Origin of the sequence: Cellulosimicrobium cellulans, from assembly GCF_007679345.1 — a bacterium.
GTDB classification, from domain to species: Bacteria; Actinomycetota; Actinomycetes; order Actinomycetales; family Cellulomonadaceae; genus Cellulomonas; species Cellulomonas cellulans_A.
Map to the genome: position 1 here is coordinate 57,729 of NZ_VEGH01000008.1, position 20,143 is coordinate 77,871.

A 20,143-nucleotide genomic window follows, 5' to 3' on the forward strand; every position below is an offset into this window, starting at 1 on the left:
GGCGCCGGGCTCAGGCGGTCGTCACCCGCAGCTCGCCGGGGTGCCCGAGCAGGGCGGCCAGCCGGCGCGCCTCCGCGGCGAGCGCGTCGCGCGGCGGCGGCCCCGCCTCGGCGGACCACGTCACGTCGAGGGTCGAGGGCCCGGTCGACCAGGTGCCGGCGACGACCCCGCCGTGCAGCACGAGCGCCGCGCCCCGGGTGACCTCGGCCCGCCGCTCCGCGGGCACCACCCGGGTGTCGGCGGTGCCCGGCCCGAGCACCCACTGGTCGTGCCCCGCCAGCAGCGTCACGGCGTCGGTGGGCTCCGCCGCCTCGACCTCCGCCACGTGCTCGCGCAGCAGCAGCGCCGGCTCCCCGTCGACCGCCACCTCCGCCGCCGCGTCGGCCAGCACCTCGTCGGTCCACCGCTCGACGCGCCGCCGGCCCGCGCTCAGGCCGTCGGCGAGCCAGTAGTGCAGGTTCGCCCGGGTCGCCGGGCCGTACGCGCCGAGGTAGCCGACGACCGCCCGGCGCCCCGCCTCGTCGAGGTCCGGCAGGCCCCGCCACGCCGGGCTCGCCGAGGGCGACGCGAACGTCGGCCGGCCGCCCGCCGACGGGCCGAAGCACAGCTCGCCGTGCCAGGCGATCGGCTTGAGCAGGGTCATGCTCGGGTGCAGCAGCGCCGCGCCCAGGTGCGCGAACCGCGGGACCGCGGTGACCGCGGCGGCGAACGCCTCGCGGTCCAGCGGCCCGTCGGCGAGCGCCGCGCGCACCGCGTCGAGGAGCGCGGGCCAGTCCTCGGGGCGCAGGTCGTAGTGCTCCTGCCAGCTGCGCAGCGCCCACTGCCGGCTCGTGGTCCGCACCGCGAGGTACACGCCGGCCTCGTCGGCTGCCATCAGGTGCGAGGAGCCGCGGAACGCGAACGTGCGGAGCAGGTCGCCGGACCGCACCGCGGCCGCGACCGCGTCCGGTGCCGGGTCCGTGAGGCGGCGGCGCACGGCCAGGTCGGCGTCGCCGGACCACGCGGGGACGGCGCCGAGCCGGCGCACGGCGTCGGCCGCGGAGGCCGCGCCGGACACCAGGTGCTGCCGGCCGAGCCGCCACGCCAGCGCCTGCGCCGACGAGATCGTCATGCCCCGCAGCGTACGAGCGCCCCCCGACACGACCTCGCCCGGCGGGGCCCGCGCGCCGTGGCTAGGGTCGATCGCGACCCGCCCCCGACGACGAGGACGCCCCGATGACCCGGACCGCTGACGACGTCGCCCTCGACGACGCCCTCGACCCCCTGGTGGTCGCGCTCGACATCGGGTCCACGGCGACCCGGGGCGGCGTCCACGACGCCGCGGGCCGGCCGGTGCACGGCCTGCAGCACAAGGTGCCGCACGCGTTCACCGTCGCGCCGGACGGCACGTCGGTCATCGACCCGGACCAGGTCGCCGCCGAGGTGGGCCAGGTGCTCGACGCCGTGACCGGCGACCGGCGGCTCGGGACGCGGGTGGCGGGCGTCGCGCTCGACACCTTCGCGGCGTCGCTGATCGGCGTGGACGCCGCCGGCCGCCCCCTCACCCCCTGCCTGACCTACGCCGACTCGCGCAGCGCGGCGGCGGTCGCGGCGCTGCGCGCCGAGCTCGACGAGCACGCCGTGCAGCAGCGCACCGGCACCCGGATCCACACCAGCTACCACGCGCCCCGGCTGCGCTGGCTCGCGGAGGCCGAGCCGCGGGTGGCGGCCGCGGCGGCCGCGTGGTGGTCGCTCGGCGAGTACGTGTACGCGCGGCTCGTGGGAGAGCCGCTCGCGGGCACGTCGACGGTCGCGTGGACCGGGCTGCTCGACCGGCGCACCGGCGCGCTCGACGCCGAGCTGCTGGCCGCGGCCGGCGCCGACCCCGACCGGTTCTCCGCGCCGCGGGACACCGGCGACCCCGCGACACCCACCGCCCCGGCCCGGTGGCCCGCGCTCGCGCGCGCCGCCTGGTTCCCCGTGATCACCGACGGCTACGCCAGCAACGTCGGCTCGGGGGCGACGGACGCGACGGTGATGACGGCGTCCACGGCGACCTCCGGCGCCCTGCGCGTCCTGGTCGACGGGCCGGCCGACCCCCTGCCGTTCGGGCTGTGGAACTACCGCGTGGAGGCGGGCCGGACGCTGCTCGGCGGCGCGATCAACGACGTCGGGCGGGCGGTGAGCTGGGCGCAGGCCACCCTCCGGCTGAGCGACGACCTCGCGCCGGTGCTCGCGGCCGCGCCCGCGCCCGGGACGCCGCTCGTGCTGCCGTACCTCACCGGCGAGCGCGCGCCGGGCTGGGCCGGTGGGGCGCGCGCCGCGTTCACGGGCGTCTCGGCGGCCACCACCCCCGACGTCCTGTACCGCGCGCTCGTCGAGGGCGTCGCGCTCACGTACGCGCGGGTCGCCGACGAGCTGCACCCCGCCGCCCCGGACGTGGTCGAGGTCGCCGCGTCCGGCCGGGTCAGCGGCGACCGGCCGGAGTGGCTCCAGGTGCTGGCGGACGTGCTCGGGCGGCCGGTCACGCACGTGACGCGGAAGCGGGCGACGCAGCGCGGGACGGCGCTGCTGGCGCTGGGCGTCCTGGCACCGGACGTCCCCCGCGCGCCGCGCGCCACCGGGTCCACGTACGAGCCGCGCGCCGAGCACGCCGGGTACTACGCCGACCGCGCGGCGCGGTTCGCCGCGGCGTACGACGCGCTGGTGCGCGAGTCCTGACGCCCTGCGTGCGTCAGTACGCGAACCGCCGCACGTCCTCCGGGTGCAGCACCAGCCGGACCTGGTCGTCGCGCAGCACGCCGCGCAGGTCCTCCTGCCGGGCCGGGTCGTCGAGGTCCCAGTACCGGTGCGCCAGGCGCTCGGCGAGTGCGTGGGCGCCGTCGTCCTCGATCGTCACCCGCCCGGCGACCGCGACCCAGTGCTCCCGCTCGCCGACGGGCGCGGCGACGACGAGCGACGCCCGCGGGTCGCGGCGCAGGCGCGCGACCTTCAGCGCGTCGGCCTCGCTGAACAGCTGGATCGTGCCGTCGTCGGCCATCTCGAACCACACGGGGCGTGGCTGCGGCGGGGTGGGTCCGGCGGCGACGGTGAGGAACCCGTGCAGCGGCCGGCGCAGCAGGTCGAGGTCCTCGGCGGTCAGGGTGGCGTCGGTGCTCATCACGGCCTCTCCGGCTCGGGTCTGCTGGCGCGTCCATCCCAGCGCCGCCGTCCCGGCCGCGCAACCACCCGCCGCGCAACCACCCGCCGCGCAACCACCCGCCGCGCGCCGACCCGGCCCGCCGCGCGATGCTGGACCCGCACCCGCGACCCCGAGGAGACCCGTGGCCCCGACCCCCGACGCCGCCCTGACGTCCGTCTGGGACGCCCTCGACGCGGCGACGACCCGGCGCACGCCGTTCACCCTGGCGTCCCTGGCGACCGTGTCCGCCGACGGCGCCCCGCGGTCCCGCTCGGTGATCCTCCGGTCCTGGGACCCGGGTCGCGCCGCGCTCGGGCTCGCCACCGACGCCCGCTCCGCCAAGGTGCGCGAGATCGGCGCCGACCCGCGCGTCGCCCTCGTGGTGTGGGACGACGAGGCGCAGGTGCAGGTGCGGCTGGAGGGCCGCGCGGCCGTCGTGGACGACCCGGCGGAGCTCCGGCGGCGGTGGGCGGCGCTGGGCCCGGGCAGCCGCCGCGGCTACGCGACGGTCGCGGCCCCGGGCGCCGCCGTCGAGGGGACCGCGGACCAGGACGACGACGAGGCGGCCTGGTCCGCGCGGCGCGTCGCGCCGTGACACGCCGGGCACCCTGTCCGTCGGCGCGCGCCCGCGCGTAGCCTCGCCGCATGGCCGAGGTCGTCCTGTTCCACCACTCCGGCGGTCTGACCCCGGGGGTCCGCGCGTTCGCCGACCTGCTCCGCGAGCGCGGCCACACCGTGCACACGCCGGACCTGTTCGAGGGCCGGACGTTCGCGGACGTGGCCGAGGGCGTCGCCTTCGTCGAGGAGGCGGGCGAGGACGTGTTCGCGCGCCGCGCCGCCGAGGCCGTCGCCGGGCTCCCCGCCGAGCTGGTCTACGGCGGGATGTCGTTCGGCGCCGCCCGCGCGGCCGAGCAGGCGCTGACCCGGCCGGGCGCGCGGGGCGCGTTCTTCCTGTACGGCGCCGTGGCCCCGTCGTGGTGGGACGCGACCTGGCCCGACGTGGTGCCGGCCCAGGCGCACGTGGCCGAGGGCGACCCGTGGCGCGAGCCCGAGGCGGAGGACGAGCTGGTCGGGTTCGGCGGCGAGCTGTTCGTCTACCCGTGCGCCGGGCACCTGTTCGCCGAGGTGGGCCACCCGGACCTCGACCCCGCCTGCGCGGAGATCGTGCGGGAGCGGGTGCGCACCTTCGTCGACGGGCTGGAGTGACCCGGGGCGCTCGTACGATCGCCCGGTGCCCCCTCGCTCCCCGCTGCCGCCGCGCCACGGCCTGGCCGCGGCGTGGCTGCGCACCCCCGACCGGGACCGTGCGCGCCCGGTGCCGTGGACGACGATGGGCGCCTGGCTGCGCGACCGGCTGCCCGAGCAAGTCGACGTGCCGGCGATGCTCGCGGACGGGCGGTTCGTCGGCGAGGACGGCCGGCCCGTCCGCGGGGACGACCCGTACGGCCCGCACCGGTTCGTCTGGTTCCACCGGGACCTGCGCGACGAGCCGGAGGTCCCCGGCGCGATCCACGTCGTGCACCGCGACGAGCGGCTGGTCGTGGTCGACAAGCCGCCGTTCCTGTCCTCGATCCCGCGCGGCCGGCACGTCCTGCAGAGCGTGGTCGTCCGGCTGCGCGCGGAGCTGGGGCTGCCGGAGCTGTCACCGCTGCACCGGCTGGACCGGGTGACGTCCGGGCTGCTCATGCTCGCGACCGAGCAGCGCTGGCGGGGCGCGTACCAGACCGTCTTCGAGCGCCGGGAGGTGCGCAAGACCTACCGGGCGCTGGCGCCGGTGCGAGCCGACCTGGACCTGCCCGTCGACGTGCGGGACCACATCCGCAAGGAGCGCGGCGTGTGGCAGGCCGAGGTCGTGCCGGGGGCGCCGGTGAACGCGGAGACGCGGGTCGAGCTGGAGTCGACGACCGCGGACGGCCTCGGGGTGTACCGGCTCAGCCCACGCACCGGGCAGACGCACCAGCTCCGGCTGCACCTCCTCGGGCTCGGCATCCCGATCGTCGGCGACCCGCTGTACCCGGTGGTCCGGGACGTCGCGGTGGACGACTTCAGCGCCCCGCTGCAGCTGCTCGCGGCGGAGATCGGGTTCACCGACCCGGTCGACGGCACGCCGCGGCGGTTCGCGAGCGTCCGCCGGCTGCCGCTGGCGCCGGAGCCGTCAGCGGGCGCCTGACCTGCGCAGACGCATCGCCCTGGGTCGTTCGGCCCAATAGACACGGCTCGGTCCGTCGAAAACTTGCCCCATGCGCAGCGAGGGGACGGCCCGCACGGGTCCGGGACGTGTCGTGGTCGTGGGCGGCGGGATGGTCGCGCACCGGTTCGCGGAGCAGCTCGCCGCACGGACCGACGCCGGGGAGTGGCACCTCACGGTGATCGGCGAGGAGCCGCACCTGCCGTACGACCGGGTGCACCTGTCGGAGGTGTTCGCCGGCCGGGCCGACGCGGACCTGGCGCTCGCGCCCGAGGTGTGGGCGGACCCGCGGGTCGACCTGGTGACGGGCGACCCCGTGGTCGCGCTCGACCTCGCCGGGCAGACCGTGACCACCCGCGCCGGACGGGTCGAGCCGTACGACGCGCTCGTGCTGGCCACCGGGTCCCGGGCCTGGGTGCCGCGCACCGAGGGCGTCGACCTGCCGGGCGTGCTCTGCTACCGGACGCTCGGCGACGTCACCGACCTGCGGTCCTGGGTCGCCGACCGCGCCGTCGCGCTGGGCCGCCCGCTGCGGGGCGCCGTCGTCGGCGGCGGCGTGCTCGGGCTGGAGGCCGCCGCGGCGCTGCAGAGCCTCGACGTCGCGCCGACCGTCGTGGAGTTCGCCGACCGGCTGATGGCCGTGCAGCTCGACGCGGGCGGCGGCGAGGCGCTCCGCGTCCTGGTGACGGAGCTCGGGATGGACGTGCGGACCTCCGCCGCCGCGACCCGGGTGGTCGCCGGCGAGGACGGCCGGGTCGCGGGCCTGGAGCTGTCGACCGGTGAGACGGTGCCGGCGGACGTCGTCGTCTACTCGACCGGCATCCGGCCCCGCGACGGCCTGGCGCGGGCGGCGGGCCTCGTGGTCGCCGAGCGTGGCGGCGTCGTGGTCGGGCCCGCCTGCCGGACCTCCGACCCGGCGGTGTGGGCGATCGGCGAGTGCGCGTCGTACGAGGGCGAGTGCGCGGGCCTGGTCGCGCCCGGCAACGCGATGGCCGACGTCGTCGTCGACCAGCTGTGCGGCGGCGTCCGGGGCTACAGCAAGGCCGCGGACGGGACGAAGCTCAAGGGGGTCGGGGTCGACGCGGCCAGCTTCGGCGACGTGCTCGCGCTCGCGCCGGGTGCGCTCGAGGTCACCTTCGCGGACCCGGTCGCCCGGACCTACCGCAAGCTCGTCGTCTCCGACGACGCCCGGGTGCTGCTCGGGGGCGTGTTCGTCGGCGACATCGAGCTGTACTCCGCGCTGCGCCCGATGCTCGGCCGCCCGCTCGGCGCCGACCCGTCGGCGTTCCTCGCCCCGCAGGGCGGCGGCGCCCCGGTGGAGACCGACGTGCCCGACGACGTCGTGCTCTGCTCCTGCTCCAACGTGTCGGCGGGCACCGTCCGCGCGGCGGTCACCGAGCACGGCTGCACCAGCGTCGCCGAGGTCAAGACGTGCACCCGCGCCGGCACCGTCTGCGGCTCCTGCGTCCCGCTGCTGACCACCGTCGTGAACCGGACGCTGGAGAAGGCCGGCATCGCGGTGTCCTCCGCGATGTGCGAGCACTTCGCGATGTCCCGCGCCGAGCTGTACGCCCTGGTCCGCGCGGAGCGGCTCCGCACCTTCACCGAGGTCGTGGCCGCGCACGGGAAGGGTCGCGGCTGCGCCGTCTGCCGGCCGGTCGTCGCGTCCATCCTGTCCTCGCTCGGCATCGGGCACGTGCTCCAGCCCGACCAGGCCCCGCTGCAGGACACCAACGACCACCTGCTCGCGAACCTGCAGAAGGACGGCACGTACTCGGTCGTCCCGCGGATGCCCGGCGGCGAGGTCACCCCGGAGCGGCTGCTGGTGCTGGCGGAGGTCGCGCGCGACTTCGGCCTGTTCACCCGCGTCACCGGCGCGCAGCGGATCGCGATGTTCGGCGCCCGCCAGGACCAGCTGCCGGCGATCTGGCGGCGGCTGGTCGACGCGGGCTTCGAGTCGGGCCAGGCGTACGGCAAGTCGCTGCGGGCGGTGAAGACCTGCGTCGGCCAGGCGTGGTGCCGGTTCGGCGTGCAGGACTCCGCGAGCATGGCGGTGCGCCTGGAGCTCCGGTACCGGGGCCTGCGGTCGCCGCACAAGTTCAAGGTGGGCGTCTCCGGCTGCGCGCGCGAGTGCGCCGAGGCGCGCGGCAAGGACGTCGGCGTCATCGCGACCGAGAAGGGCTGGAACGTCTACGTCGGCGGCAACGGCGGCTTCACGCCCCGGCACGCGGACCTGCTGGCCGAGGACCTGGACGACGACCGGCTGGTCCAGGTGATCGACCGGTTCCTGGCCCTGTACGTCCGCAGCGCCGACCGGCTGCAGCGCACCGCCCCGTGGGTCGCGGCCTACCCGGGCGGGCTCGAGGAGCTGCGCCGCGTGGTGGTCGAGGACTCGCTCGGGATCGGCGCCGAGCTCGACGCGGAGGTGGAGCGGCACGTGTCCGGCTACGTCGACGAGTGGCGCGCCACCCTCGACGACCCGGAGAAGCTGCGCCGGTTCACCCCGTACCTGAACGACCCCGACGCCGCCGACCCCGACCTGGCCTACGTGCCGCAGCGGGGCCAGGCGCGCCCGGCCCGACCCGGCGAGCACGGCCACCACGACCTGCGCGTCGCCCGCACCCTCGAGGAGGCCCCGCTGTGAGCAGCGACGTCGTGGCGGACGAGGTCCGCGTCTGCCGGCTGGACGACCTGCTGCCCGAGCGCGGCGCCGGCGCCCTGGTCGGCGAGCACCGGATCGCGGTGTTCCGGCTGGCCGACGACCGGCTGCTCGCGGTGCAGCAGCGCGACCCGTACTCCGGGGCGAACGTGCTCAGCCGCGGCATCGTCGGCGACGTCGACGGCGCGCCGACGGTCACGTCCCCGATGTTCAAGCAGGTCTGGGACCTGGCGACGGGTGCCTGCCTGGACCCGGTCGGCAAGGAGCCGGTGGACCTGCGGACCTACCCGGTGCGGCTGGTCGGCGACGAGGTGCGCGTGGCGGTGACCCCGTGAGCCTGCTGCTGGGGCTCGACCTGACCGGGCGCACGGTGCTCGTGGCCGGAGGCGGGCCGGTGGCGGCGCGCCGCGCGCGGGCGGCGGTCGACGCCGGGGCCCGGGTGCGGGTGGTCGCGCCGGACGTGGTCGACGACCTGGTGGCGCTCGCGGGCGGCGGCCGGGTGACGGTGGACCGGCGACCGGTCGCGGAGGCCGACGTCGCCGACGTGTGGCTCGTGCACGCCTGCACCGGCGACCCGGCGGTCGACGGCGCGCTCGCGGGGTGGGCCGAGAGCCGGCGGGTGTTCTGCGTCGTCGCGTCGGACGCCGACCGGGGCACCGCCCGCACCCCGGCGACCGTCACGGCTGCGGGGGTGCACGTGGGCGTGCTGTCGAGCGGCCGGCCCGACCCGGCGCGGGCGGCGGCGGTCCGGGACCACGTGGCCGCCGAGCTGCTGGGCGGCCGCGCCGACCTGCGTCCGTCCCGGCCCGCGTCCGGCGGCCCGGACCTGCTGCTGCCGGGCGAGGTCGCCCTGGTGGGCGGCGGCACCGGCGACCCGGCGCTGATGACGGTCCGGTCCCGCACGCTGCTGGCGCAGGCCGACGTCGTGGTCACCGACCGGCTCGGCCCGACGGCGGTGCTCGCCGACCTGCGGGACGACGTCGAGGTGATCGCGGTCGGCAAGGCCCCCGGCGTGCACCAGGTGGCGCAGGGGGAGATCAACGCGGTGCTGGTCGAGCAGGCGCGCGCGGGACGCCGGGTCGTCCGGCTCAAGGGTGGGGACCCGTTCCTGTTCGGCCGCGGCGGCGAGGAGGTGCTGGCGTGCCGCGCGGCGGGCGTGCCGGTGCGGGTGGTGCCCGGCGTGACGTCCGCGGTCGCGGCGGCGGAGGCGGCCGGGATCCCGGTGACCCACCGGGGCACGGCCGACCGGGTGCACGTCGTCAACGGGCACGGCGCGCTGACGGAGGTCGACCTCGCGGCGCTGCGGGCGCCGGAGGTCACCGCGGTCGTGCTGATGGGCATGGCGGGGCTGGGCCGGCTGACCACGCAGGCGCTGGACGCCGGGGTCGACCCCGAGACGCCGGTCGCCGTGGTGCACGCGGCGACGCTGCCCGGCGAGCGCGTGGTGCGCGGCGCGCTGTGGGAGGTCGCGGCACGGTGCGCCGAGGAGGGTGTCGGGTCGCCCGCGGTCGTGGTCGTCGGGGAGGTGGCGCGCGAGGGGTTCCTCGACCCGGCGTCCCCCGGGGCGGCGCGGGCGGTGCCAGCCCGCCGGGCGTCCGCCGGGGCCGGGGTGGCCGCGTCCGGGCTGGTGCCGGCGTGAGCGGGGGGCCGGTGCTGGTCGCCTGCGCCCACGGGACGCGGAGCGCCGCGGGGCGCGCGGTGGTGCGCGCGCTGGTCGAGGACGTGCGGCGGCTGCGCCCGGGGCTCGACGTGCGGGAGGCGTTCGTCGACGTGCAGGAGCCGACGGTCGGCGACGCGGTGGGGGAGGCGGTCGTGGGGGCCGCCGGCCCGACGCCCGGGCCGGACGGCGTCGCCGCCGTCGTCGCGCCGCTCCTGCTCTCCACGGGCGTGCACGTCCGGCACGACATCGGCGCGGCGGTCGCGGACCGCCCGGCGGTGGCGGCGGAGCCGCTCGGGCCCGACGACCGGCTGGCGGGCGTCCTCGTCGACCGCCTGGTCGAGGCGGGGGCGACCGCGGACGACGGCGTCGTGCTCGCCGCGGCGGGGTCCAGCGACCCGGCGGCGGTGGTCGCGGTCGGCGCGGTGCTGGCGGCGCTCCGGGCGCGCTGGCCGGGGCCGGTGACGGTGGGCTACGGCGCCGCGGCGCGGCCGGACGTCGCCACGGCGGTCGCCGACGCCCGGGCCGCGGGAGCCCGGCGGGTGGTCGTCGCGTCGTACCTGCTCGCACCGGGGCACTTCCACGGGGCGCTGGCGGGCGCCGGAGCGGACGTGGTGACCGCGCCGCTCGCGCCGCACCCGGACCTCGCCCGGATCGTGCTGGACCGGTACGACGCGGCGCTGCGCTGACGGCCGTGGCGGTGAGCGTGCCGGCCGGGGGCCGCGGGGCGGCCGGAGGGGAGCAGGATGGCGGGGTGACCGTCGACGCCGCGACCCGGCACCGGGCCCTGTCCTCCCCGAGGCGCGCCGCGATCCTCGCGGTGCTGCGGGCCGAGGGTGCCGGCCTGGCGGTCGAGCACGTCGCCGAGCGGGTCGGCCTGCACGTGAACACCACGCGGGAGCACCTCGAGGTGCTGGTCGCCGCGGGCCTCGCGTCGCGGACCGCCGAGGCGCGCGCCACCCGGGGGCGGCCGCGGACCCTGTACGCCGCGCTCGGGCCGGTGGAGCCCGACGGCGAGCCGTGGCTGCGGGACCGGCTGAGCCGGGTGCTGCTCGCCGGGTACGGGCGACCGATCGCCGAGCCCGGCGCGGAGGCGGAGCGCGCGGCCGAGGGGCTGGCGGCGGAGCTGGCCGCCCCCGGACCGGCCGACCCCGCGGACGCGCGCGACCGGCAGCTCGCCGCGCTGCACGAGCACTTCGCCCGGCTGGGGTTCGACCCGGAGCTGCGCGGCGCCGAGGTGCGGCTGCGCCGGTGCCCCGTGCTCGACCTGGCGCACGAGCGCACGGAGGTCGTCTGCGGCGTGCACCTCGGGCTGGCCCGTGGCGTGCTCGCGCGGGTCGGGGGGCCGGTGCAGGCGGCGGGGATCGTGCCGTTCGCCGGGCCGGGTCACTGCGTCCTCCGGCTCGGCGGCGCCGACGACGCACCGGGACCTACGTCCGAGGCCGCGGCCCTCCCGGGATAAATACGCTCGATCCCGTGAATAAGCCTCCCCGCGTCGGCCTCCGCCTCGCGGTGCTCGTGCCGGCCGGGGTGGCGGTGCTCGCGGGTCTCGACGGCGCCCTGCTGCTGCTCGGCCTGTCCGCACCGGTGCGGTCCGCCCGGCTCGAGCAGGTGCACGGGCCGCTGATGGTGCTCGGCTTCGTCGGCACCGTCGTCGCGCTGGAGCGGGCGGTGGCCGTCGGCGGTCGCCGGGCCCTGCTCGCCCCGGCCTGCCTGGCCGCCGGCGCGCTGCTGCTGCTCAGCCCCGCGCCGCTGCTCGCCGGCGAACTGGCGCTCGTCGCGGGGGCCGCCGGGCTGTGCGCGATCTACGCCGTGGTCTGGCGCCGACAGCCGTCGACCGCGCTCGCGGTGCAGACGCTCGGAGCCGGCCTGGCCGTGGTGGCCGCGGGGCTGTGGGCGCGCGGGGTCGCGGTGCCGTACCTGGCGCCGGCGCTCGCCGGGTTCCTGGTCCTGACCGTCGCCGGCGAGCGGCTCGAGCTCGGCCGGGTCGGTGGCCTCCCGCGGACCGCGGAGGACGCGGTGCTCGCGTGCGCGGTCGGCTGGTGGGCCGCCGCGGTCGCCGGGCTGCTCTGGCCGGAGCCGGCGCACGCCGCGCTGGGCGGCGTGCTGCTCGTCCTGGTGGCGGTGCTGGTGCGGCACGACGTCGCCCGGCGCACGGTGCGGGGGACGGGGCTGCCGCGGTTCATGGCGGCGGCGATGCTCGGTGGGTACGCGTGGCTGGCCGTCGCGGGCGCGATCTGGCTGGCGGCCGGCCGGGTGCTCGGCGGCCCGGCGTACGACGCGGTGCTGCACGCGGTGTTCCTCGGGTTCGTCGTGTCGATGCTGATGGCGCACGCGCCGGTCGTCCTGCCCGCCGTGCTGCGGCGGCCGCTGCCGTACCGGCCGGTGATGTCCGCGCCGCTGGTGCTGCTGCACCTGACGCTGGCGCTGCGGCTGCTGGTCGGGGACGCGCACGGGCAGCCGTGGGCGGTCCGGGCCGGCGGCGTGGGGAACGTGGTGGCGCTGCTGTCGTTCCTCGCGATCGCGGCGGGGAGCGTCGCGCTGGGCCCGGCGCGCCGGCGGGACGGCGCCGCGGGGGCGCGCGCGTCCGCCGACACCCGCGCCGGCGACCGTGCCGACGCGGTGCCGGCCGGGCCGGCGGCCCGGGCGCCGATCACCCTCGGCGCCCGTCCCGGACCCGCGGGCGGCGCGTCGTGAGGCGGGCCGACTGGCACCTGCGGGCGCACGTCCTGGTGCTCGGCTGGGGCGTCGCGGCCGCCACGGTCGCGCTGGCCCACCGCTGGGCGCCGGCGTCCGGCTGGCTGATGGTGCACCTGCTGCTCCTCGGCGCGGCCAGCACCGCGATCCTCGTGTGGAGCCAGCACTTCGCCGACACCCTGATCCGCCGGGCGGCGCCCCGGCGGGCGCTGCTGGCGCGGCTCGCCGTGCACACCGCCGGGTCGCTCCTCGTGGTGGCGGGGGTGGCCGGGCGCTGGACGCCCGTCGTCGTCCTCGGCGGCGCGATGGTGGCCGGCGCCGCCGTGGACCAGGCCGTGCGGATCGCCCGGCAGGGGCGCGGCGGGCTGCCGACCCGGTTCGGCCACCTCGCCCGGTACTACGTCGCGGCGGGAGCGCTGCTGGTGCCGGGCGTCGCCTGCGGAGTGCTGATGGCGCGGTTCCCGGTCGGGCCGGAGCTGCACGGCCGGCTCGCCGTCGCGCACGTGGCCCTCTCGGTGCTCGGCTGGATCGGCGTCACGGTGGCGGGCACGCTCGTCGTGCTCTGGCCGACCGTCCTGCACACCCGCATCGACGACCCGACGGAGCGTGCCGCGCGGCGCTCGCTGCCGGTCCTGGTGGCCGGGGTCCTGGTGCTGGCCGCCGGGGCGCTCGCGGGGGTGCCGGTGCTCGCCGGTGCCGGGGCCGCGGTCCTCGTCACCGGCATCGGGCTGCTCGCGGTGCCGCTGGCCCGGCTGGTGCGCGGCGCACGCACCGGGACGTTCGCGGTGCTGTCGCTCGCCGCCGCGGTGGCGTGGTGGGTCGCGGCCACGGTGGCGCTCGGCGTCCGCGTGCTCGCCGCCCCGACGTGGGAGGCCGCGGCGGCGGGGGTGTCGGCGCTGACGCCGGCGCTGGTGGTCGGGTTCGCCGCGCAGGTGCTGGTCGGGTCGCTGACGCAGCTGCTGCCGGTGGTGCTCGGGGGCGGGCCGGCCGTCGGCAAGGAGACGTCCGCGCTGCTGAACCGGGGCGCGGAGGCGCGGGTCGTGCTGCTGAACGGCTCGCTGGCCCTGTTCCTCGCGCCCGCGCCGAGCCTGGTCCGCGTCGGGGTGTCGGTCGTCGGGCTGGGCGCGCTGGTGGCGTTCCTGGTGCTCGCGGTCCGCGCGGTGCTGGCCGGGCGACGGCTGCGGGCGGCGGCCGGTGCGCCGGTGCCGCTCCCCGCCCCGGCGAGGCGCGAGGCCGCCGGCGGGCCGGCCGACCCCGTCGCGGGGGCGCGCCGCCGCGGCGCCGCCGGTGTCGCGGTCGCGGCCCTGCTCGGGGTGGTCGTGCTCGGCGTCGGGCTCGACCCCGCGGCGGCCGGGCTCTCGGAGGGCGCCCTGGCCGCGTCGACGGGCCGCGCGGCCGCCACCGTGTCGGGCCGCACGACCACCGTCGAGGTCGAGGCGCAGGACATGCGGTTCGTCCCCGGCCGCGTCGAGGTCCCCGCGGGCGACCGCCTGGTGATCCGGGTGACCAACGCCGACGCGGCCGTGCACGACCTGGTGCTGGCGAACGGGGCCACCTCCGGGCGGCTGGGTCCCGGTGAGTCGGCGGACGTCGACGCGGGCGTCGTGGGTGCGGACCTCGACGGCTGGTGCTCGGTCGCGGGGCACCGGCTGATGGGGATGACGCTGGACGTGGTGGTCACCGGTGCGACGGTGGCGGCCGGGACCGACCAGGCCGGGGTCGCGTCGGGCCCCGCCGGGACGGGCCACGCCGGGGCGGAGCACGGCGCCGCTGCGGACGGTGCGCCCTCCGCCGCGCAGGACGTCGACCTGTCCGGCGACGAGGGCACCGCCGCCGGCGCCCGGGACGCGGTCCTGCCGCCCCTGACCGGGACCGGGCCCACCACCCGGCACGTCACGCTCCGGGTCCAGGAGCACGAGCAGGAGGTCGCGCCGGGCGTCGTCCAGACGGTGTGGACGTTCGGCGGCACCGCCCCCGGGCCGGTGCTGCACGGCCGGGTCGGCGACACGTTCGTCGTCACGCTCGAGAACGACGGCAGCATCGGGCACTCCGTCGACTTCCACGCGGGGTCGCTGGCGCCGGACGACGTCATGCGGACGATCGCGCCGGGGGAGACGCTGACGTACACGTTCACCGCGACCCGGTCCGGGATCTGGATGTACCACTGCTCGACGATGCCGATGAGCCTGCACATCGCGAACGGCATGGCCGGCGCGGTCGTCATCGAGCCGCCGGGGCTGCCGGCCGTCGACCGGCAGTACGTGCTGGTCCAGTCCGAGCTGTACCTCGGGCCGCAGGGCGGCACCGTCGATGAGCAGAAGCTCCTCGACGGCGACGCCGACCTCGTGGTGTTCAACGGCGTCGCCGACCAGTACCGGCACGAGCCGCTGCCGGCGACCGCGGGCGAGCGGGTGCGGGTCTGGGTGCTCGACACCGGCCCGTCCCGGGCGAGCGCGTTCCACGTCGTCGGCGGGCAGTTCGACTCCGTGTTCAGGGAGGGCGACTGGACCCTGCGGGACGGCGGCAGCACCGGCACCGGTGGCGCGCAGGTGCTCGCCCTGCAACCGGCGGAGGGCGGGTTCGTGGAGCTCACGTTCCCCGAGGCGGGGCACTACCCGTTCGTCTCGCACGTCATGACCGACGCCGAGCGCGGGGCCCGCGGGCTGTTCGAGGTGGCGGCGCCCTGACCGGGGCGCGCGGCGCGGCTCGGGCGCGCGGCGGGTTACTGTCGTGCGGTCCCGTGCCGCAGCCGACCCGCAGGAGCGCGCCCCGCATGAAGCGAGTGACCAACCCGGACGCCCAGGCGTTCCGGATCGCCGCGTTCCTGGAGGCCGCGACGTGGGCCGGGCTGCTCGTGGGCATGGTCCTCAAGTACGTCACGAAGACGACCGAGGTCGGCGTGCAGGTGTTCGGGCAGGCCCACGGGCTCGTCTTCCTGGCGTACGCGGCGCTGACGGTGATCGCGGGGGTGCGGCTGCGCTGGGGCTGGTGGCCGACGCTGCTGGCGCTCGCGGCCTCCGTCCCGCCGATGTTCACCCTGCTCGCGGAGCGCTGGCTGCACCGGACGGGCCGCCTGGAGGCACCCGCGGAGCGCACGCCCGCGGAGCGCTGACGCCCGGTCCCCGCCCGGTTGTCGCGCTGCCCGCCGGTCGACCGGGTGGTGACGCGACGATCGACAGGTCTCCGGCGCGCGGAATGCGCGTGAGCCCCCCGCTCGGCCCGGCGACAATGGACCCATGAGCGCGACCGTGCAGGCCAAGGGTGTGGGGGCCGCGTTCGGCGACCGCGAGCTGTTCTCCGGCGTCGACCTGGTCGTCGCGCCGGGCGACGTCGTGGGGCTGGTCGGCCCGAACGGCGCCGGCAAGTCGACGCTGCTGCGGATCCTGGCCGGCACCCGCGCGCCGGACGACGGGTCGGTGGCGGTGTCCCCGCCCACCGCGCAGCTCGGCTACCTCGCGCAGGAGATCGAGCGCCGGCCGGACGAGTCGGTGCGCGCCCACCTGGAGCGGCGCACCGGTGTCGGCCCCGCGCAGGCGGCGATGGACGCCGCCGCGGAGCGCCTGGGCGCGGGCGAGCCCGGCGCCGACGACGAGTTCGCCGAGGCGCTGGAGCGCTGGATGGGCCTCGGCGGCGCGGACCTGGAGGCGCGCACCGGCTCGGTGCTGGCGGACCTCGGCCTCGACGTCGACCCGGAGCTGCCGATGACCGCGCTGTCGGGCGGCCAGGCCGCGCGCGTCGGCCTGGCGGCCCTGCTGCTCTCCCGGTACGACCTGTACCTCCTGGACGAGCCGACCAACGACCTGGACCTGGAGGGGCTGGCGCTGCTGGAGGACTTCGTCGAGCGGTCGACCGCGCCGGTGGTGGTCGTCAGCCACGACCGCGAGTTCCTCAGCCGGACGGTGACCTCCGTGGTGGAGATCGACCGCAGCCTGCAGCGGGTCGCCGTCTACGGCGGCTCGTACGACGCCTACCTGGAGGAGCGGTCGACCGCCCGGCGCCAGGCCCGCGAGGCCTACGAGGACTACGCCGCGCGCCGCGACGCGCTCGCCGCCCGCGCCCGGATGCAGCGCGCGTGGATGGACAAGGGCGTGAAGAACGCCCGCCGCAAGGCGTCCGACAACGACAAGATCGGCCGCAAGTTCCGCGCCGACGCCTCGGAGAAGCAGGCGGCGAAGGCCCGGCAGACCGAGCGGATGATGGAGCGCCTGGACGTGGTCGCCGAGCCGCGCAAGGAGTGGCAGCTGCAGATGAGCATCGCCGCCGCGCCCCGGTCCGGTGCCGTCGTCGCGGCCGCCCGGGCGGCGGTCGCCCGCCGCGGCGACTTCACGCTCGGCCCGGTCGACGTGCAGCTCGACTGGCAGGACCGCGTGGCCGTCACCGGCCCGAACGGCGCCGGCAAGACGACGCTCCTCGCGCTGCTCCTGGGCCGGCTCGCGCCCGACGAGGGCCGCGTCGACCGCGGCTCGGGCGTGCTGGTCGGCGAGGTCGACCAGGCGCGCGCCGCGTTCGAGGGCGACGCCGCGCTCGCGGACGCGTTCTCCCGCGAGGTGCCCGACTGGACGACGGCCGACGTGCGGACGCTGCTGGCGAAGTTCGGTCTGGGCGGCCACCACGTGAACCGCGCCGCGTCGTCGCTGTCGCCCGGGGAGCGGACCCGCGCCGCCCTCGCGCTGCTCCAGGCGCGCGGGGTCAACCTGCTGGTCCTCGACGAGCCGACCAACCACCTCGACCTGCCGGCGATCGAGCAGCTGGAGCAGGCGCTGGAGTCGTTCGACGGCACCGTCCTGCTCGTGACGCACGACCGCCGGATGCTCGACAGCGTGCGGCTGACCCGGCGGTGGCACGTCGAGGGCGGGCGGGTCGCGGAGGTCACGGCGGACTGAGGCGCCGCGGGGCCGGACCGGCGTGGGCGTCAGGTCGTCGCGGACGAGCCGGTCGCCGACGAGCCGTCGTCGGTCGTGCCGGAGTCGGCGCTGCCGGAGCCCTCGTCGGACCCGCTCCCGGAGCCGCTGCCCTGCAGGTCCGAGGGCGGCTGCGGCATCTCGCCGTCCCCGCTGCCACCACCGGGCATCTGCTGGCCGGGGCCGCTTCCGTCGAACGTCGGGAACGTCGGGTCGGGCGCGGTGGCCCGGCCGATCGCGAAGCCGCCCCCGCCGCCGACGAGCAGCACGCCGGCGAGCATGAGCGACGCGACAGCGCGGCGGCCGAGCCGGCGCCGCGCAGGCGGCGCAGGCGGCGCGTCCGGGTCGGGCGGCGCGGCGGGGTAGCCGTCCGGCACGGTGGCGGCCGGGGCCCGGGTGGGCGTGGTCGGGGTCGTCGCCTCTGCGGGCGCCGGTGGCGCCGCGGATCGCGGCCCCTCGGCCGGCGGGCGGGTGGTGTCGGGGTGCTCGGTCATGGGCACGACCCTCGCGCCCGATCCCGTGCCCCGCTCCGGTCCCCGCTGTGCGGCCCCTGAGCGTGCGACGCGGTCCCCGGCACGCTCGGCAGAGCGCGCGACCGCCCCCGGTGGTTCACCCCCGCGTGGTACGCATGCCCGATGAGCACCACCGCACCCGCCGCCGAGCCGCCCGTCGGCGGCACGGTCGCCCTGATCGCGTCCATCCTGCCGTCGCTGGGGCCGGGGGAGCGGCGCGTCGCGGAGGAGTGCGTGCGGGCGCCGCAGGAGGTGGCGCTGCTGTCGGTCGGCGACCTGGCGGCGCGGACCTCCACGTCGTCGGCGACCGTGGTCCGGGCGTGCCAGACCCTCGGGTTCAAGGGCTTCCAGCACCTGCGGCTCCTGCTGCTCCGCGACGCCGGTGCCGCGCAGGCCGCGGCCGCCGAGCACGCCGCCGACGCGGGCGCGCCGCCCGCGAACCGGGTCGCGGCGCTGTTCGCGCAGGCGGCCGACGAGCTGCGGGACGCGCCCGGCTCGCTCGACGTGGAGGCGTTCGAGCGGGCCGCCGAGGCGATCGCCCGGGCGCCGCGGGTGCTGGTGGTCGGCAACGGCGGGTCGGCGCCGGCGGCGCAGATGGTCGCGCTGCGGCTGCTGGTGTCGGGGCGGCCGTGCGAGGCGCCGGTGGATGCGGTGACGCAGCAGCTCACCGGGACGCTGCTGTCGCCGGGCGACGTGTGCCTCGCGGTCAGCGACAGCGGGATGAACGCCGTGACGCTGCACGCCGTCGACGGCGCGGTCGCGGCGGGGGCGACGGTCGTCGGGGTCACCGGGTACGCACGCTCGCGGCTCGGGCGGGCCGCGGCGCACACCCTCGTCGTCGGGGCGTCGTACGGGTCGTGGGACACCGGCGCCGTGACCGGGAACCTCGCCCAGATCCTGCTGCTGTCGGCGCTCCAGGCCGCGGTGTCCGAGCGGACCGCCGCGTCCGCCGACGCCGGTCGCCGGACCCGCGAGGCCGTCCTCGGGCTGGTGGCGGACGACGACGAGGACGGCACCGCTACGCCCTGACCTGCGACCTCGCCACCGGGCCGTGACCACGACGCCAGAGTTCCGGCACCGGGGGCCGAGGGTTCGCCTGCTGCACGCCCGCCGTTCACCGGGGCCGCCCATGCTGCGGATGTAACGCCGCTCCGTGTCGGAACATCGGAGTGGAAACCCGTTCCATCCCGGAGGACCGATGAGCGCCATCGAGATCCGCGGCCTGGCCCGCCGCTTCGGCAGCACCGTCGCCGTGAACAGCGTCGACCTCACCATCGAGGACGGCGACTTCCTGGTCCTGCTGGGCCCCAGCGGCTGCGGCAAGACGACCCTGCTGCGGATGCTGGCGGGGCTGCTGGAGCCGACCGGCGGCCAGGTGCTGCTGGACGGCCGCGACATCACGCACGAGCCGTCCAAGCGCCGCGACCTGGCGATGGTGTTCCAGAGCTACGCGCTCTACCCGCACCTGTCGGTCGCGAAGAACCTCGCGTTCCCGCTGAAGGTGCGCCGGGTGCCCACCGCCGAGGTCGCGACCCGGGTCGCCGAGGTCGCGGCCAGCCTGGAGATCGACCACCTGCTGCAGCGCAAGCCCCGCCAGCTGTCCGGCGGCCAGCGCCAGCGCGTCGCGGTCGGCCGCGCCCTGGTCCGCGCACCGCGCGCGTTCCTCATGGACGAGCCGCTGTCGAACCTGGACGCCAAGCTCCGCACCGCCACCCGGCAGGAGCTGACGGACCTGCACCGCCGCCTCGGCGCCACCTTCGTCTACGTGACCCACGACCAGGTCGAGGCGATGACCATGGCGACCAAGATCGCCGTGCTGAACGCCGGCGACCTGGAGCAGCTGGGGACCCCCGCCGAGGTGTACGACCGGCCGGCGTCGGTCTTCGTCGCGGGCTTCCTCGGCAGCCCCGCGATGAACCTGCTGGACGCGACCCTCACGTCGGACGGCGGGTCCGTCCGCGTGTCGGCGCCCGACGCCGGCGGGGTGCTCTGGCCGGGCGCCACGCCGCCGCTCGACGCAGTGCTGGGCGTCCGCCCGGAGCACCTCACGTTCGTCGACCCGACGACGCCCGCGGGCACCCGCCCGGGCGTCGCGTTCGACGGCGTCGTGGACACCGTCGAGAACCTCGGCAGCGAGCAGGTCGTCTACGTCCGCAGCGGGGGGTCGCGCCTCGCGGTCCGCGCGCCGCGCGAGGTGGTCGTCCGGGTCGGCGAGGCCGCCCGGCTGCACGCCCCCGTCGCGCACACCCACCTGTTCGACCGGGAGACCGGGCGCCGCCTGCAGTGGGTGGCCGACCCGGAGACCGCCCCCGCGGGCGACCCGGCCCTCGCGGCCGCCTGACGACGGCCCCTGAACCGCCCACCCCCGC

The 20,143-nt window shown here is 78.0% G+C and carries 18 protein-coding genes; 15 read left to right on the plus strand and 3 right to left on the minus strand.

What is annotated here, in order from left to right; genetic code table 11:
• Positions 1 to 10 precede the first annotated feature (10 nt).
• On the minus strand, positions 11 to 1,111 hold the full coding sequence (locus tag FS882_RS12080) for a DNA glycosylase AlkZ-like family protein (RefSeq protein WP_158373313.1): 1,101 nt from the start codon (positions 1,109 to 1,111) through the stop codon (positions 11 to 13).
• A gap of 104 nt (positions 1,112 to 1,215) precedes the next feature.
• Between FS882_RS12080 and FS882_RS12085 the strand changes: the two genes are divergently transcribed.
• Entirely contained in the window at positions 1,216 to 2,700 is a 1,485-nt protein-coding gene (locus tag FS882_RS12085) for a gluconokinase (RefSeq protein WP_158373314.1), read from the plus strand.
• Between the two features lie 13 nt (positions 2,701 to 2,713).
• Here the strand turns inward: FS882_RS12085 and FS882_RS12090 are convergent, their stop codons facing one another.
• Positions 2,714 to 3,139, minus strand: coding sequence for a pyridoxamine 5'-phosphate oxidase family protein (locus tag FS882_RS12090; protein WP_158373315.1), 426 nt, complete (start codon positions 3,137 to 3,139; stop codon positions 2,714 to 2,716).
• Positions 3,140 to 3,302: 163 nt separating this feature from the next.
• Here FS882_RS12090 and FS882_RS21010 point away from each other — a divergent pair, with 163 nt between their 5' ends.
• The 12 genes from FS882_RS21010 (at position 3,303) to FS882_RS12150 (ending at position 17,244) form a co-directional block, all read left to right on the plus strand.
• Positions 3,303 to 3,755 (plus strand): pyridoxamine 5'-phosphate oxidase family protein, encoded by a 453-nt coding sequence (locus tag FS882_RS21010; RefSeq protein WP_187365274.1) that lies wholly within the window; start codon positions 3,303 to 3,305, stop codon positions 3,753 to 3,755.
• A gap of 50 nt (positions 3,756 to 3,805) precedes the next feature.
• Positions 3,806 to 4,366 (plus strand): dienelactone hydrolase family protein, encoded by a 561-nt coding sequence (locus tag FS882_RS12100; protein ID WP_158373317.1) that lies wholly within the window; start codon positions 3,806 to 3,808, stop codon positions 4,364 to 4,366.
• A 25-nt stretch (positions 4,367 to 4,391) separates the two neighbouring features.
• Positions 4,392 to 5,330 (plus strand): pseudouridine synthase, encoded by a 939-nt coding sequence (locus tag FS882_RS12105; protein WP_158373318.1) that lies wholly within the window; start codon positions 4,392 to 4,394, stop codon positions 5,328 to 5,330.
• A gap of 70 nt (positions 5,331 to 5,400) precedes the next feature.
• Positions 5,401 to 7,992, plus strand: a complete 2,592-nt coding sequence (gene nirB, locus FS882_RS12110; protein WP_158373319.1) for a nitrite reductase large subunit NirB — start codon at positions 5,401 to 5,403, stop codon at positions 7,990 to 7,992.
• Positions 7,989 to 8,342, plus strand: coding sequence for a nitrite reductase small subunit NirD (gene nirD, locus FS882_RS12115; protein ID WP_158373320.1), 354 nt, complete (start codon positions 7,989 to 7,991; stop codon positions 8,340 to 8,342). Before nirB ends, nirD begins: the two co-directional genes overlap by 4 nt.
• Positions 8,339 to 9,646, plus strand: coding sequence for a uroporphyrinogen-III C-methyltransferase (gene cobA, locus FS882_RS12120; RefSeq protein WP_158373321.1), 1,308 nt, complete (start codon positions 8,339 to 8,341; stop codon positions 9,644 to 9,646). The genes nirD and cobA overlap by 4 nt, the downstream gene beginning before the upstream one ends.
• Positions 9,643 to 10,353, plus strand: coding sequence for a sirohydrochlorin chelatase (locus tag FS882_RS12125; RefSeq protein WP_262348264.1), 711 nt, complete (start codon positions 9,643 to 9,645; stop codon positions 10,351 to 10,353). The genes cobA and FS882_RS12125 overlap by 4 nt, the downstream gene beginning before the upstream one ends.
• A 65-nt stretch (positions 10,354 to 10,418) precedes the next feature.
• The gene (locus FS882_RS12130; protein WP_262348265.1) at positions 10,419 to 11,126 is read left to right on the plus strand and encodes a helix-turn-helix transcriptional regulator; all 708 of its coding nucleotides are present in this window, start codon (positions 10,419 to 10,421) and stop codon (positions 11,124 to 11,126) included.
• A 14-nt stretch (positions 11,127 to 11,140) separates the two neighbouring features.
• Positions 11,141 to 12,361 (plus strand): hypothetical protein, encoded by a 1,221-nt coding sequence (locus FS882_RS12135; RefSeq protein WP_222848207.1) that lies wholly within the window; start codon positions 11,141 to 11,143, stop codon positions 12,359 to 12,361.
• Entirely contained in the window at positions 12,358 to 15,048 is a 2,691-nt protein-coding gene (locus FS882_RS12140; protein ID WP_158373322.1) for a multicopper oxidase domain-containing protein, read from the plus strand. Before FS882_RS12135 ends, FS882_RS12140 begins: the two co-directional genes overlap by 4 nt.
• A gap of 86 nt (positions 15,049 to 15,134) precedes the next feature.
• The gene (locus FS882_RS12145) at positions 15,135 to 15,473 is read left to right on the plus strand and encodes a DUF3817 domain-containing protein (protein WP_158373323.1); all 339 of its coding nucleotides are present in this window, start codon (positions 15,135 to 15,137) and stop codon (positions 15,471 to 15,473) included.
• Positions 15,474 to 15,597: 124 nt separating this feature from the next.
• Positions 15,598 to 17,244, plus strand: a complete 1,647-nt coding sequence (locus FS882_RS12150) for an ABC-F family ATP-binding cassette domain-containing protein (RefSeq protein WP_158373324.1) — start codon at positions 15,598 to 15,600, stop codon at positions 17,242 to 17,244.
• 29 nt (positions 17,245 to 17,273) lie between these two features.
• Here the strand turns inward: FS882_RS12150 and FS882_RS12155 are convergent, their stop codons facing one another.
• Positions 17,274 to 17,756 carry a hypothetical protein gene (locus tag FS882_RS12155; RefSeq protein WP_158373325.1) on the minus strand — a complete coding sequence of 161 codons (483 nt, stop codon included), beginning with the start codon at positions 17,754 to 17,756 and terminating at the stop codon, positions 17,274 to 17,276.
• A gap of 141 nt (positions 17,757 to 17,897) precedes the next feature.
• On the opposite strand from FS882_RS12155, the gene FS882_RS12160 reads away from it, so the two are divergent.
• Entirely contained in the window at positions 17,898 to 18,803 is a 906-nt protein-coding gene (locus FS882_RS12160; protein WP_158373326.1) for a MurR/RpiR family transcriptional regulator, read from the plus strand.
• A gap of 169 nt (positions 18,804 to 18,972) precedes the next feature.
• Positions 18,973 to 20,115, plus strand: coding sequence for an ABC transporter ATP-binding protein (locus FS882_RS12165; RefSeq protein ID WP_158373327.1), 1,143 nt, complete (start codon positions 18,973 to 18,975; stop codon positions 20,113 to 20,115).
• Positions 20,116 to 20,143: the final 28 nt, after the last annotated feature.